Raw genomic sequence first — 15,574 nt, forward strand, 5'->3', positions numbered from 1 at the left:
AGGCGCCCCGGATTGGGGCGCCGCAGTCAAGGCAGTTGTGTAAATGACAGCACAGCTACGCCCTAATCCACCGGTTTATCGTAAAGATAGCAGGCCACCTCATGCTCTCGGGCAATTAAACGGCGCGTTGGCGATGCCTGTGCGTCAAACTGGACGCTCAGATAGCCGTTCTGTACCTCTACCCGAGCCGCCTGCCAGAAGGAGGGATGCTTGGCAGAGAGTATAGCGTTAAGCTCATCCTGGGCAGTGGCCTCGCTGGCCCCTTCAGCCAGTGCCAGCCGGGCTGTCAGACCCACCACATTGACGCTGGCCAAGTGATTGATAGCATTCCCTCTGATGCGCCATTCACTGAAAGCAGTGGCCACATCACGCCCCTCCCAGCCACAGTGCGCCAGCGCCTTGGGACAGCGGGTATGAAAGTGGCAACCATTGGGTGGTTCAACGGCGCTGGGAATTTCGCCGGCACTCTCCAGGGGCGCCTTCACCACGGCAGGATCAGGCTCAGGGCTGGCATCCAGCAACAGTTGCGTATAGGGATGCTTGCGTTCACGAATCAGGGTATCCGTAGGGCCAACCTCTACAATTTCACCCAGATACATAATGGCCGTACGATCCGCCACGTAACGGATCGTAGGCAGGTCATGGCTGACGTAAACGAAGGAAATACCCAGCTCATTACGAAACCGGCGCATCAGATTCAATACACCAGCACGAATTGACACATCCAGCATCGATACCGGCTCATCCGCCACCATAAAACGCGGCTCCAACACAATACCACGTGCAATGGCTACCCGCTGCCGTTGGCCTCCCGACAGCTCATGGGGAAAGCGCTCCTGGTAGGCGCTGGCGGGTTTAAGCCCGGCCCGCTCCAACGATTCCACCACCCGCCGCTCCAACTCATCACCATCGGCTAAGCGGTGGATAATCAGCGGTTCTGCCACGATATCGTGAATGGTAAAGCGCGGATTCAACGTCTGATACGGGTCCTGGAAAATCATCTGCGCACTGCGCCGGAACGCTTTAAGTGCAGCGCCCTTAAGGGCGGCGATATTCTCGCCATCGAAACGAATTTCACCTGCGGTCACATCCTGCAGTCGGACCAGCATCTCTCCCGTGGTGGTTTTGCCCGAACCTGACTCACCGGCAAGCCCAAGAATCTCGCCCTCACGCAATTCAAAGTTGATACCATCGACAGCATGAACCTTACGCTCCTGGCGACGGCCACGCAGTCCTTCGAAGAACCCCTGCTCAACCGGGAAGTGTTTCTTCAGCCCTTCCACTTCAAGCAGCGGTGTCTCGCTCATGCGACGCTCCAAACTTCCTGCTCCTTGCACCTGCTCACCAAGGCGCTCACCGGCAATCTGCCAGGTATCGTTTCGGGCAGCACGCTGACGGAAGTCTTCTGTTTGATCAGGATAGTGACACGCCGCATGCCGCCCTTCACCCACCCATGCCAATGCTGGCACCTCTTGGCGACAGCGTTCGGTCGCGAAAGGGCAGCGCTCGGCAAAGCGGCACCCTGGCGGTGGACTGAGCAGATTAGGCGGGCTGCCTGGAATTGAGATCAACTCCCGCTGAGCACCTTCCAGGGTGGGAAACGCATTGGTCAGGCCCATGGTATAAGGGTGGAAAGGCGTCGCAAACACCTTCCGCACCGGCCCCGTTTCCATGATATGGCCACCGTACATCACCGCTACGCGGTCGCAGGTTTGCACGACGACAGAGATATCGTGGGTAATAAATATCAACGCCATGCCACGTTCACGGCGCAGTTTGGTCAGGCGCGACAAAATCTGCGCCTGAGTCACCACATCCAGCGCCGTTGTCGGCTCATCGGCAACGATCAATTGCGGGTCCAGGGCCAGCGCCATGGCAATCACAGCGCGCTGTTTCATACCGCCACTCATCTCATGGGGGTACGCGGACAACCGCCCCGGATCAATCCCCACATCCCGAAATAGCTGCTCAGCGTGTGCCCAGGCTTCTTTGCGGTCAATTTTCCGGTGGGCACTCATTGCCTCAAGTATCTGATCTCCCACGGTATACACCGGGTCCAGGGCATTCATCGCTGCCTGGGAGATCCAGGCAATCTCGTCCCAACGCACCTGGCGCATGGCTTCTGGATCGAGTCCTAACAGGTCCCGGCCTGCAAAGTCGATACGTCCTCTTGGCACCTGTCCATTGGGCGGCAAAAGGCGCAGCATCGCTTTGGCAGCAGTGGTTTTGCCGCAACCTGACTCGCCCACCAGCCCCAGCGCTTCTCCAGGCGCAAGGGCGAAACTCACGCCATCCACGGCCTGAACAGGGCCAGCTCCGGTTTGATAATGAATGGCCAGGTCGTCGACCGTTAATAGTGGCTGTGTAGTCATCGGCGTGCCCTCAATCGCGGGTTAGCTACCAACTCAAGCGAGCGGGAGATGAAAAACACGGAGAGCACCGTGATCATGATTAACAGTCCCGGCGGCAGGTTCCACCACCAGGCTTCGCGCCAGGCTCCTGATAAGCGCGCGTTATGCAGAATGCCGCCCCAGGAGATCGACTGGGGTGGCCCCAGCCCCAGGAACGATAAGGTCGCTTCCGCAATAATCGACACCCCAACGATAATTGCCAACTCAAGGAAGACCAGCGGCATCACATTGGGAAAAATATGCAGATACATAATGCGCAGGTCGGACGCCCCCGCCACCCTGGCCGCTTTAACAAAGGGACGCTCGCGCAGGCTCAACACCTGAGAGCGAATCAAGCGCGCCACGGTACGCCAGGTAAGCAGCGAAACCGCCAGGATCACAATGAACAGGCTAGGCTCAAACAGCAGCACCAGAATCAACGCAAAGGGTTCAAAGGGGATGCCATACATCACATCCACGGTACGCATAAGCACCGTCTCGGTGCGCCCCCGGAAATACCCGGCAACAAGCCCCACATTGGCGCCGATCAATACCACTAACGTGGCCCCCAGAAAGCCCACCAGCAGCGCGATCTGGGAGCCGTGGATATTTTGACTGAACAGATCACGACCCAGGTGATCGGTACCGAACCAGTGCTCGCCCGAGGGAGGTGCCAGGCGATTCACGAAGCGGTCGGAACCAATGGCGAAATAATGCTCATCGGTGACCATCAGCGCGCGCAAATGGCGCTCTTCGCTGCTGGGCACCAGCCGCCAGTCGGCTCCCGGCTCGCGTTCAAAGATGATACCACTACGCCCCACCGCGAACGCATGCCCCTCATCGGTGATCCAGCCTGCACGGATGGCACGTGAGTCCGGGGCGTTTTGGCTTTGCCAACGGGCACTGGCATCCTCACGTATGAGCAGTGTGCCCCGCTCCCCAACGATCAGCCCTGCGCCACTATCAGCAAAGTGAATATGGTTTAAGGCACGATTACCGGGCAACCGCTCCAGGCTCACGCTGTCATCTTCAGGATCGAGCCGCAGTGCCAGGCCCCGGTCTCCGACCACCCAGGCGCTGCCATCCACATCCAGCGCCACCGCATTAAGGTCAAAACCACGCCCCACAGGGCTTGCCAACGTTTCAACCTCGCCACGGGGGAGATCAAGGCGCCAGATCACTTCACCCCCGCCCACCAGCAGGGCCGTACTGTCATCAAGCCATACGATACCGTTAATGCCCATTGGTTCGGGCATATCGTAGGTTCGCCAGCTATCATCCGGCGTCCACAGTGCGACGGTACCCCGCACGCCCGCCACCAGGGTGGCACCATCCTCGCGGATATTGACTGCATTCAGCGTTGTGGTAAGCGGTGTATCTAGGCGCGACCAGTCACCCTCTGCATAGCGCCAAACCACGCCATTGCGCCCAACCGCCATCCCCAGGCCATCCCGGTAATCAGCAGCATTCAGGGTTTCATCACCCAGTGGGGGTAATGCCTCCCAGCGAACCTGCTCTCCCTCCAGGGTGCGGGTAAAAATAGACCCTTCTTCGCGCTCGTTGACCGCCAGGGGCGCATGGGTGGAAAGAAACGGTGCAAACAGCGCCATGGCGATAATTGACATCAGTACCGCCAACCCTACCAGCGCCAGTCGATCACCGAGAATTGCCCGTACAGGTTCCTGGGCACTTTTAAGTAGTCGTGATCGGTTCATTTGAAGCTCACCCTCGGGTCCAGCATGGTGTAAAGAATATCGACCAGCAGGTTGAGGCTAATGACGAACGCCGCCATCACCAGAAAACTGGCCTGGGCAAGCGGAAAGTCAGAGGTACGTACCGAGTTAAGAATCTCGCGCCCCAGTCCCGGCCATGAGAAGACCACTTCAACCACCACCTGCCCCCCTGCGGCCAGGCCAATCGTGACCGCTAACTGGGTAACCACGGGTAGCAGCGCATTACGGGCCGCATGGGCATAGAGGATGCGACGCTCTGGCAAGCCTTTGGCACGGGCCATTTCAATGAAATCTTCCCCATAAACCTCAAGCATGGTGTTACGCATGATCAGTAGCGGTGAGCCCAGATAGTAGAGCGCCACTACCAGAGCAGGCAGGATGAGATGGTGAAGGAAGTCGAGGGTGAAAATCTTATCGAAGAAGCCCGTCGCCTCGTAAGGCAACGTGCGCATACCGCTGGTAGGTAGCCAGCCCAGCCCAATACCAAAGATCAGGATAGCGATCATTCCGGTCCAGAACATCGGCGCCGAGCGAAACATCAGGCCGACAAAGATGCCGCTGGTATCGGCACGGCTTCCGCGACGCCAGGAAAGCCAGGCCCCTAACGGTGCGCCCACCGCATATGCCAGCACGATAGCGGGCAGCATCAGGATCATGGTGTTGCCCAGGCGCTCCCAGATAATATCCGCCACTGGGGCGCGGTAGTGAAAGGAGTAGCCAAAATCCCCCTGGACAATATTGACCAAATAGATGAAGTACTGCTCCCAGATGGGCCGGTCGAGACCAAAGCTGGCGCGGATACGTTCGCGCTCCTCGGGATTCAACCCCTCGGTAATAAGGGCCGCCGTTGGGTCTGGCAAGCCTAATCGGAATAGAAAAAATAGCAGCGTGGCGATGATAAACAGCGCCATAAAACCGTGGAATACACGGCGTATCAGGTAACTTCTACGTGAGGACATGACGGACTCGCTATGAACAGCCAACACTCCGCTCCGCCTTGTGAGCAGCACGGCGTGTTGGCAGGCACCTATCGTGTGGGTGAATACGTCGTGCTTAGCGTACTAAGCGACCTTGCTCATCCCAGGAGTAGCCGGCATCTTCAAGTTCGGCACGAGCGGCATCCATATCGAACTCAAACTGTTCGATGAACGCCTCATGCCAGTAGTTATTGACGGGAGCAATGACACTGTTCCCCACTTCACCGCGCCCATCGAGTAACACATTAACCATCCGCTCACGGTCAGTCGCCATGGTTAAGGCACGGCGCACGGCACGATCATCAAATGGAGGACGACGCAGGTTGAAGGTCAGGTGGTAGTAGCCGAAGTCCGGCACATTGACCACCGTGAGGTGATCCTGGCTCTCCGCCAGACTGATCTGCCCCGGCTCCATACGCCAGGCAGTAACATCAATCTCGCCCGTTTGCAGCCCTGTATAAACCCCCTCCATATCGGCGTAGATGATGAATTCAACACCATCGACGGCAATATCGTCAGCGTAGAAGTGGTCATCGAACTTACTGATGGCCATAAATTCACCACGGTCAAAGCGCTCAAACTGGAACGGGCCTGAACCAACGGTGGGCACATCTACGGGACTCAGCGAGGATGCGTCGTCAATTTCCGACCAGATATGCTCGGGTAGGATGGGGATTTGCGACAGTGATATGCTGGCGAAAGAGGCAGACGGCTCTTTCAGGTTGAAATGTACGGTACGTTCATCCACCACTTCTGCGTTCTCAAGCGCGGCCAGATAGGAGTTGAAGTAGCTGTAATCCTGATCGAGATAGTAATTCCACGTAAACGCCACATCTTCGGCGGTCACCGGCTCACCATCATGGAAGGTCATACCTTCACGAAGCGTCACAGCAATCGTGGTATCACCGACTTGCTCTACGCTTTCCGCCGCCCAGGGAAGCGGTTCCACATCGGCGGATAGACGCACCAGACGGTCGTAGTAGAGACGCATCCACTTCCATCCCCATACAGACGTGGAAGCCAGCGGGTTAAGGTTGTCAGGCTCCTGGGGGCCACCGATGCGCAGTGTGCCACGCTCGCCCACCGGCTCCGCTTCCATTGGTCCCCACTCGCTATACAAGCCCTCGCCCGCCATTGGCTCAAATCCTTCAAAGGTATCGTGGTTATAAGCCACCACCTCATCCCGGTAGAAAAGCACAATCAGTGGGGCATCCGGCTTATAGAGTTCCTGCATCTCCATCACCAGTTGCTGACGCTCGTCCGGGTCAAAGGCCTGGGATTGCTGGTCAAACAGGGCATTGAACTCAGGGTTGTCGTAACCGCCAGGGTTATTCCCCCCAGGATTGGACTGCCGCGAATCCAGGGTGCTTAGAAAAAACTGCGGATCAAGCCGGTCTGTGCGGCCGGTCCAGCCAAGTATGGTCGCGTCGAAATCCTGCTGGTCGTAGAGGCGCTCAAGCGCGGTACTGAACTCCGTGGGAGCTACCGTTACATCCAGCCCCAGCTCCTCCCAACGCTCGGCGATGATAAAGGCCGCCTCATAGCGAATCGGGTCGTAAGACTCGGTGGTCGTGGTTAAGGTAATGGAGGGCATTGGCTCTTGCGCCTGAGACTGTGATGCACAGACCCCCAAACCCAGCGTTACCGCCAGTACCCGCAGCGAAGTGCGTTTCCCACTATAGGGTTTTGCCAACGCTTCCGTTATTGCGTTATTCATTAGGTCTCCCTCAACGTATTAGCCAAGCAAACGTAGCCACTTGTATTTTTTAAGCCGATTCCAACCTAATGAGTGCAACGTTTAACCGTCAAACGTCTCCTTAAACGTTTCTCAGCTTGCTATTATCCAGAAGTTAGCCGTGCCGGGTATGCACAAACAAAAAAGCACCCTGAAGAGGGTGCTTTTGAAACATATCAACGTTGATTATTTACGGGCCCGCTGGACCACCTAATGGGTCAGAGGGGCGGCGACGGGGCCCGTCGTCATCTTCTTCGCCATCATCACCAGACGCACTGGGGGGCGTGTCCTCCGCCTTATCTTCCGCTTTTGCTTCAGGCTTATCTTCATCCACACGCATACCACCGCCGGATGAGCTGCCATCGTCCCAGCCTTCAGGTGGGCGGGGGTCACGGCCTTCCATAATATCTTTCAGTTGGTCGGCATCAATGGTTTCAAACTTCATCAACGCTTCGGCCATGGCATCCAGCTTGTCGCGATTGTCATGCAGGATCTGACGTGCCTGCTCGTAACATTCATCGATAATTTTGCGTACTTCTTTATCGAGGCGAGAGGTGGTTTCACCCGACTTCAGCTTTCCACCACCCTGACCTGGGCCGCCGAGGAATTGATGAGACTCGTCCTCGTCATACATGATCGGCCCCATTTCATCTGAAAGACCCCACTTCGCCACCATGTTATGCGCAAGCTCGGTGGCACGTTTAATATCGTTTGACGCACCAGTAGTGACACCGTTTGGCCCCAGCGTCATCTCTTCGGCGATACGGCCACCGAACAGCGAGCAGATCTGGCTGAGGATTTGCTGGCGCGACAGGCTGTAGCGATCCTCTTCCGGCAGGAACATGGTGACACCCAACGCCCGGCCACGGGGAATAATCGTGACTTTATACACCGGGTCGTGTTCAGGCATGACCAAACCGATAATGGCGTGGCCCGCCTCATGGTAGGCCGTATTGAGCTTCTCTTTATCGGTCATGACCATGGATTTGCGCTCGGCGCCCATCATGATCTTATCCTTGGCCAACTCAAGCTCTTCCATGCTTACCAGACGCTTGTTGCGGCGGGCAGCAAACAGCGCAGCCTCGTTAACCAGGTTGGCAAGATCGGCACCTGAGAAACCGGGCGTACCACGGGCAATCAGTTGCGGCTTGACGTCATCTGACAGCGGCACCTTACGCAGGTGAACGCCCAGAATATGTTCACGACCACGAATATCCGGCAAGCCAACGGTGACCTGACGGTCAAAACGGCCTGGGCGCAACAGCGCCGGATCCAGTACGTCAGGACGGTTGGTGGCAGCGATGACGATGATGCCTTCATTGGCTTCAAAGCCATCCATTTCCACCAGCAACTGGTTAAGCGTCTGCTCGCGCTCGTCGTTACCGCCGCCCATGCCGGTACCACGCGAACGACCAACCGCATCGATCTCGTCAATAAAGATGATGCAGGGCGCCTGCTTTTTCGCCTGCTCAAACATGTCGCGTACGCGGGACGCACCGACACCTACAAACATTTCAACAAAGTCAGAGCCTGAAATGGAGAAGAACGGCACCTTCGCTTCGCCGGCAATGGACTTGGCCAGCAGCGTTTTACCGGTACCCGGCGGCCCCACCATCAACACGCCACGGGGAATCGTGCCACCCAGGCGCTGAAATTTAGTGGGGTCACGCAGGAAGTCCACCAGCTCTTCCACTTCTTCCTTCGCTTCGTCACAGCCTGCAACGTCAGCAAAGGTGGTTTTGATCTGATCTTGAGAGAGCAGCTTGGCCTTGGACTTACCAAAGCTCATCGGACCGCCTTTACCGCCGCCAACACCGCCCTGCATTTGGCGCATGAAGAACATAAAGATAGCCAGGATCAACAGGATCGGGAAGCTGGCAATCAGCAGGCGCGTCCAGATGCTTTGTTGTTCTGGCTCTTTACCCACCACAGTGACGTTATTGCTCAACAGGTCGTCCATCAGCTTCGGATCTTCAGCCGCAGGACGGATGGTTTGGAACTGCGAACCATCCGTCCGCTCACCAGTGATGGTATAGCCATCAATGGTGACGCTACGTATCTGTTGATTTTGCACCTGCTGCACAAACTGGGAGTAGTTGGTGGTTTGTGGTGCACTTTCCGTACTGAAATTGTTGAACACTGTCAGTAGAACGGCCGCGATGACCAACCACAGAATCAGGTTCTTCGCCATATCGTTCAAGGGGCTACCCTCATTACAAGAATCCGTCAGTTATCCGTCAATACTCAGACCTTACACTAGAGATCAACGTTCAACCATTGCCAAAGCACATCTGGCTTTGGGCCATCTGTGTCACGCTCGTCCAATGTGCATAATGTGACACACCTTACGCTTGCCTGTCTGGCAATCGTGGTGATAAATCTTTGCTATCGCGCTCATATATGGCTAGCCGCGAAACCCTTCAGCTAAAAAGTAAACTTCCCTGGAGCGCGCCCGCGAAGCGCCTGGCTTGCGGGTAACCACCCGATCAAAGCTTCCACGCAGCTCTTTCAGGTAGGCGTCAAACCCTTCCCCTTGAAAGACTTTAGCCAGAAAACGTCCGCCGGGAGGCAGTGTTTCCCGGGCGAGTTCAAGTGCCAACTCTACCAGATACATCGCCTGCGGCTGATCAATAGCCGCCATACCACTCATATTGGGGGCCATGTCGGACATAACAAGGTCTACCGGACGATTTCTCAGACGCTCAAGAACCGCATTAAGTACGCTCCCCTCAGTAAAGTCGCCCTGAATAAAGTCAACGCCTGCCAGTGCATCCATCTCCAGTATATCCGATGCAATAACCACACCTTCCGGTCCCACTTTTTCTGCGGCAACCTGGCTCCACCCACCGGGGGCAGCGCCTAAATCAATCACCGTCATGCCGGAACGAAACAGTTTGTCCTTTTCATCCAGCTCCAGCAGCTTGTAGCTGGCGCGGGAGCGATAGCCATCCTGCCAGCTCTGCTTGACGTACTGATCGTCAAAGTGCTCTTTCATCCAACTGGCGCTGGTCTTGCTTACCGAACGCTTACGGCCTGGAGGTTTTTGTTGCATGGAAACTTAACACTGGAATAAGAGATGGGCACGTAACGCGACTGCTTTCACTTAGCGGCATTTCACCGTAAGATGGAACGTTAAGCGCTAACCGGGATACCGCAAGATACCATGAGCTTGTCACAGGCACAAAAGAAAGCATTTCGTAGCATTGGCCACCACCTGAATCCAGTGGTCACCGTTTCTGAGAACGGCGTCTCCGAAAACCTGCTCGCAGAACTCAGCCGCGCGCTCAATGACCACGAGCTCATTAAAGTAAAGTTCGCCTTGCCCGAACGTGATGATCGTGCCGCCATGCTTAACGAGCTATTGGCCGACAGCAAGGCTGACTTGGTGCAAACCATTGGCAAGATGGCGTTACTGTATCGCCGCAACCCAAAGGCAAACCCAAAGCTCTCTAACGTTACACGTTTCGAGAATCATCACGGGCGCCATTAACACTGATGTTGTTGTGTGCTTAACAAGCACACGAAAAAAAACGCTCGCGCGCAGTTCATCACTGCCGCGGGCTTTTTATTTGCTCTCTGGGCGCGGCATAACACGCGCCCAAAGGCATGGTTTCATGGTAGTTAGAGGTGTTCAACACTCTCAATTTCATACTCAACGTCACCACCGGGGGTTTTCACCACCACCACATCGCCCTCTTCCTTACCGATCAGCGCTCGGGCAATGGGTGATGTGACGGAGATGCGGCCCGCTTTGATATCAGCCTCATCCTCCCCCACGATACGATAAGTAACGCTGGTATCACTATCCAGATTCAATAATGACACCGTCACCCCAAAGATCACTTTGCCGGTTTTCGGCAGTTTGGTGACATCAATCACCTGGGCACCTGAAAGCTTGCTTTCTATTTCCTGAATACGGCCTTCAATAAACCCCTGCTGTTCGCGAGCGGCGTGATACTCGGCATTCTCCTTAAGATCACCGTGCTCACGCGCCTCAGCGATAGCGGCAATCACCTGGGGGCGGGCTTCGCTCTTCAGGTGGTTGAGCTCATCGCGAAGGCTTTTCTCTCCCGCTACCGTCATCGGGACCTTGTTCATTTACTTGCTCCTGCATGCAGATCCTGAAGGCGCCGCACCGTAATCTCCCTACCGTACTCAAGCGCCATGCAAACAGCATTAGCGCCCGCCAAGGTGGTCGCATAGGGCACCTTGCGCGCGAGAGCAGTACGGCGAATAATCGAAGAGTCGTTAATTGCCTGACGACCTTCGGTAGTGTTCACGATGTAGGCGATTTCGTCGTTCTTCAACAGATCGACGATATGGGGACGGCCTTCGTAGACTTTATTGACGTGCTCCACCTCAAGCCCGGCAGCCTCAAGTGCGGCTGCCGTACCGCGTGTTGCACATAATGTGAAGCCTAATGTTAGCAGAGAACGGGCCACTTCGATAATCCCCTGCTTATCCGGCTCGCGCACCGACAGGAATGCCTTGCGGGAACCATCGAGTGTCGGAATGGCCTCTCCAGCGCCCAGCTGCGCTTTAAAGAAGGCTTCCGCAAAGGTATCACCCGAGCCCATCACCTCACCGGTGGATTTCATTTCAGGGGAGAGAATCGGGTCAACACCCTGGAATTTATTGAACGGAAATACCGCTTCTTTCACGCTGAAGAAGTGTGGCACGATTTCGCGCTCGAAGCCCTGCTCGGCCAGGGTTTTGCCAGCCATACAACGGGCAGCGATCTGGGCAAGCGAGGTGCCAATGCATTTGGAGACGAACGGCACGGTACGTGATGCGCGGGGGTTAACCTCAATCACGTAGATCTCGCCATCCTGCCAGGCAAGCTGCACGTTCATCAGCCCCTTAACCCCCAGCTCCACGGCCATTTTCTTGACCTGTTCGCGCATTTCATCCTGCACATCGGCAGGCAGCGAGTAAGGCGGTAGCGCGCAGGCGGAGTCACCGGAGTGAACACCCGCTTGCTCAACGTGCTGCATGATACCGCCGATGACCACCTGCTGGCCGTCGGACACCGCATCAATATCGACTTCCACCGCCGCACTTAGGAAGTGATCCAGCAGTACCGGTGAGTCATTAGAGACTTTGACCGCATTGGTCATGTAGTTCTCAAGCTCGGAGGCGTCGTAGACGATCTCCATGGCCCGACCACCCAGTACATAACTGGGGCGCACCACCAGCGGATAACCGATCTTCTCCGCCTTCGCGAAGGCATCCTCAAAGCTACGGGCGGTAGCGTTGGGCGGCTGTTTCAGACCCAGCTTGTCGATCATTACCTGAAAACGCTCACGATCTTCGGCACGGTCGATAGCGTCCGGTGTGGTGCCAATAATCGGCACGCCAGCGGCCTCCAGCTCCCGGGCCAGTTTCAGCGGGGTTTGGCCGCCGAACTGGACAATCACGCCGACCGGCTGCTCCTTGTCAGCGATTTCCAGCACGTCCTCAAGCGTCACCGGCTCAAAGTAGAGACGGTCTGAGGTGTCGTAGTCAGTAGAGACAGTTTCCGGGTTGCAGTTGACCATGATGGTTTCATAGCCATCATCGCGCATAGCGAACGCGGCGTGCACACAGCAGTAGTCGAACTCGATGCCCTGGCCGATACGGTTCGGGCCACCGCCCAGCACCATGATCTTCTGGCGGTCAGACACCTCTGCCTCACACTCCTCTTCATAGGTGGAGTACATGTAGGCAGTGTCAGAGGCAAATTCCGCCGCACAGGTGTCAACGCGCTTATACACCGGGCGGATATTGGCTGCCTGACGGGTTTTGCGGAACTCTTTTTCCGACACACCCAGCAGTTTCGCTAAGCGGGCATCAGAGAAGCCCTTGCGCTTCAGTTGGAACAGCTCACGGGCAGAAAGCTCAGCGAGGGAACGCTTCTGCACAGCGGCTTCGGTCAGAATCAGGTCTTCCAGTTGCACCAGGAACCAACGATCAATATTGGTGAGCGCAAAGATCTCGTCCACACTCATCCCTGCGCGCATGGCATCAGCTACAAAGAAGATACGCTCAGCACCGGCGGCCTGTAGTTCTCCTTTGATCAGCGCCATCGCCTCATCGGTAAACTCGGTCACAATCGGGTCGAGGCCGTCATTGCCGGTTTCCATGCCGCGCAGCGCTTTTTGCAACGACTCCTGGAAGGTACGGCCAATCGCCATCACCTCACCCACCGACTTCATCTGGGTGGTCAGGCGGTCATTCGCCTGGGGAAATTTTTCAAACGTGAAGCGAGGAATTTTGGTAACAACGTAATCAATCGACGGTTCGAAGGATGCAGGCGTCTGACCACCGGTAATATCGTTCTGCAACTCATCCAGGGTATAGCCAATTGCCAGCTTGGCGGCGATTTTGGCAATCGGGAAGCCAGTAGCCTTCGAGGCCAGCGCCGACGAACGGGAAACACGGGGGTTCATCTCGATCACGACCATCCGACCGGTTTTCGGGTCCATACCAAACTGTACGTTCGAACCGCCGGTTTCCACTCCGATCTCACGCAGCACCGCCAGACTGGCGTCGCGCATGATCTGGTACTCTTTATCGGTCAGCGTTTGGGCCGGGGCCACGGTAATCGAGTCACCGGTGTGCACGCCCATGGGGTCGAAGTTTTCAATCGCACAGACGATGATGCAGTTGTCGTTGCGGTCGCGCACCACCTCCATTTCGTACTCTTTCCAGCCCAGCAGCGACTCATCAATGAGTAGTTCATGGTTGTTGGAAAGCTCGAAACCACGGGTACAAATCTCTTCGAACTCTTCCTTGTTATACGCCACGCCACCGCCGGAACCGCCCATGGTGTATGAAGGGCGAATAATCGTCGGGAAGCCCAGCTCCGCCTGAATTTCCCACGCCTCCTCCATGGTATGAGCCACTTTGGCCTTGGGGCATTCCAGGCCGATGTTTTTCATCGCCTTATCGAACAGATCGCGATCTTCGGCTTTGTTGATCGCATCGGCATTGGCGCCAATCATCTCAACGCCGTATTTGGCCAGCACACCGTGATGATCCAGGTCCAACGCGCAGTTCAGCGCGGTCTGGCCGCCCATGGTAGGCAGAATGGCATCCGGACGCTCCGCTTCAATAATCTTTTCCACCGCCTGCCAGGTGATTGGCTCGATATAGGTGGCATCGGCCATGGCCGGGTCAGTCATGATGGTAGCCGGATTGGAGTTAACCAAGATAACCCGGTACCCCTCCTCGCGCAGCGCTTTACACGCCTGGGCGCCGGAGTAGTCAAATTCGCAGGCCTGGCCGATAACGATCGGGCCAGCGCCAATGATAAGAATGCTGTTGATATCGGTACGCTTAGGCATAACGGTTCCCGCAAAAATAGGTGACGATGAGCGACAAAAACGGCGTTACATTGCTGCTATTGAGATGCCGCTTAGCGGCGCGCCTGCATCATGGCGATAAAGCGATCAAACAGCGGCGCAACGTCACGCGGGCCGGGGCTGGCTTCCGGATGCCCCTGGAAGCTGAACGCAGAGCGGTCAGTACGCTCAATTCCCTGCAGCGTGCCATCGAATAATGAGCGGTGAGTGGCACGCACATTATCAGGCAGAGTCGCTTCATCGGCTGCAAAGCCATGGTTTTGGCTGGTGATCATGACCGTGCCGGTGTCTAAATCCTGCACCGGGTGGTTGGCACCGTGGTGGCCGTGGCCCATCTTGACGGTTTTGGCACCGGAGGCGAGCGCCAGTAACTGGTGCCCCAGGCAAATACCAAACACCGGTGTATCGGTTTCCAGCACTTCCTGAATGGCCTTGATAGCGTAGTCGCAGGGTTCCGGGTCGCCAGGGCCATTCGCCAGGAACACGCCATCCGGGTTCATCGCCAGTACCTCAGCGGCAGGCGTTTGAGCCGGCACTACCGTTAAACGGCAACCGCGTGCCGCCAACATACGCAGAATGTTGTATTTCACCCCATAGTCGTACGCCACCACATGGTAGGGGCGCTCGCCTTGTGTGGCATCAGCATAGCCCTCACCCAGGGTCCACTCACCTTCCGACCATTCATAGGCTGCTTTGCACGATACCTCTTTGGCCAGATCCATGCCCTTCAACCCAGGAAATGCCTTCGCCGCCGCCAGTGCCCGCTCTACCGCGTCATCGCCCTCCGCATCCACACCCGCCAGAATCGCACCGTTTTGCGCCCCTTTATCGCGCAGAATGCGTGTTAAGCGGCGCGTATCAATATCCGCAATGCCCAGCACATTTTGGCTTTTCAGATATTCAGAGAGGGTTTGCTCTGAACGGAAGCTGCTGGCCAGCAGGGGAAGATCACGAATCACTAAACCCGCTGCCGCAATGGAGGCGGATTCCACATCTTCGGAGTTAATGCCGGTATTGCCGATATGGGGGTAGGTGAGAGTGACGATTTGGCGGGTATAGGAGGGATCAGTGAGGATTTCCTGATAGCCGGTCATGGCTGTATTGAACACCACCTCACCGCTTGTGACTCCATCCGCGCCAATAGCAGTTCCGTGAAACACACTGCCATCTTCCAGGGCCAATATCGCGGGTTTGCTCAATGCGGGGTTATTCAAGACAAGTTCTCCCATGCTGGTGGGAGCCTGTGGGCGCAGGCTCAGCGATCCGGTTTTTACGGCGTTTGCGTGCAAACGTCTGGTCGTAAAAAAGCGGGACGAAGCCGATAGTAAAAAAATCGGTTTCATCCCGCTTGTTGTTCTCTTCCATAGCCGTTGGCTACGCGCAGCGCTAACTATTA

Annotated in this window: 10 protein-coding genes; 1 reads left to right on the forward strand and 9 read right to left on the reverse strand. The window is 56.3% G+C overall.

Annotation, left to right across the window (positions count from 1 at the left end):
* Positions 1 to 62: 62 nt before the first annotated feature.
* The 6 genes from HP566_RS00255 to rlmE all read right to left on the reverse strand — a co-directional run bounded on the left by HP566_RS00255 (position 63) and on the right by rlmE (position 9,887).
* Positions 63 to 2,372 (reverse strand): ABC transporter ATP-binding protein, encoded by a 2,310-nt coding sequence (locus HP566_RS00255; protein WP_249975247.1) that lies wholly within the window; start codon positions 2,370 to 2,372, stop codon positions 63 to 65.
* Positions 2,369 to 4,105: an ABC transporter permease subunit gene (locus tag HP566_RS00260; RefSeq protein WP_249975248.1), complete on the reverse strand. Its 1,737-nt coding sequence runs from the start codon at positions 4,103 to 4,105 to the stop codon at positions 2,369 to 2,371. Before HP566_RS00260 ends, HP566_RS00255 begins: the two co-directional genes overlap by 4 nt.
* Positions 4,102 to 5,082, reverse strand: a complete 981-nt coding sequence (locus tag HP566_RS00265) for an ABC transporter permease (protein ID WP_249975249.1) — start codon at positions 5,080 to 5,082, stop codon at positions 4,102 to 4,104. The genes HP566_RS00260 and HP566_RS00265 overlap by 4 nt, the downstream gene beginning before the upstream one ends.
* A gap of 94 nt (positions 5,083 to 5,176) precedes the next feature.
* The gene (locus HP566_RS00270; protein WP_249975250.1) at positions 5,177 to 6,817 is read right to left on the reverse strand and encodes an ABC transporter substrate-binding protein; all 1,641 of its coding nucleotides are present in this window, start codon (positions 6,815 to 6,817) and stop codon (positions 5,177 to 5,179) included.
* A 208-nt stretch (positions 6,818 to 7,025) separates the two neighbouring features.
* Positions 7,026 to 9,035, reverse strand: coding sequence for an ATP-dependent zinc metalloprotease FtsH (gene ftsH / locus HP566_RS00275; protein WP_284041243.1), 2,010 nt, complete (start codon positions 9,033 to 9,035; stop codon positions 7,026 to 7,028).
* 204 nt (positions 9,036 to 9,239) lie between these two features.
* Positions 9,240 to 9,887: a 23S rRNA (uridine(2552)-2'-O)-methyltransferase RlmE gene (gene rlmE / locus HP566_RS00280; RefSeq protein WP_249975251.1), complete on the reverse strand. Its 648-nt coding sequence runs from the start codon at positions 9,885 to 9,887 to the stop codon at positions 9,240 to 9,242.
* Positions 9,888 to 9,998: 111 nt separating this feature from the next.
* On the opposite strand from rlmE, the gene HP566_RS00285 reads away from it, so the two are divergent.
* A complete protein-coding gene (locus HP566_RS00285) occupies positions 9,999 to 10,325 on the forward strand; it encodes a YhbY family RNA-binding protein (RefSeq protein ID WP_249975252.1) in 327 nt (108 codons plus the stop codon).
* Positions 10,326 to 10,456: 131 nt separating this feature from the next.
* Here HP566_RS00285 and greA read toward each other — a convergent pair whose 3' ends face one another.
* From greA to carA, 3 genes are all read right to left on the reverse strand, one after another.
* Positions 10,457 to 10,933, reverse strand: coding sequence for a transcription elongation factor GreA (gene greA, locus HP566_RS00290; protein WP_096921576.1), 477 nt, complete (start codon positions 10,931 to 10,933; stop codon positions 10,457 to 10,459).
* The gene (carB, locus tag HP566_RS00295) at positions 10,930 to 14,160 is read right to left on the reverse strand and encodes a carbamoyl-phosphate synthase large subunit (protein ID WP_249975253.1); all 3,231 of its coding nucleotides are present in this window, start codon (positions 14,158 to 14,160) and stop codon (positions 10,930 to 10,932) included. Before carB ends, greA begins: the two co-directional genes overlap by 4 nt.
* A 71-nt stretch (positions 14,161 to 14,231) precedes the next feature.
* Complete coding sequence (gene carA, locus HP566_RS00300; protein ID WP_249975348.1) at positions 14,232 to 15,377, reverse strand: glutamine-hydrolyzing carbamoyl-phosphate synthase small subunit; 1,146 nt, start codon at positions 15,375 to 15,377, stop codon at positions 14,232 to 14,234.
* Positions 15,378 to 15,574: the final 197 nt, after the last annotated feature.

The sequence above is a fragment of the Vreelandella olivaria genome, assembly GCF_023507745.1.
GTDB lineage: Bacteria > Pseudomonadota > Gammaproteobacteria > Pseudomonadales > Halomonadaceae > Vreelandella > Vreelandella olivaria_A.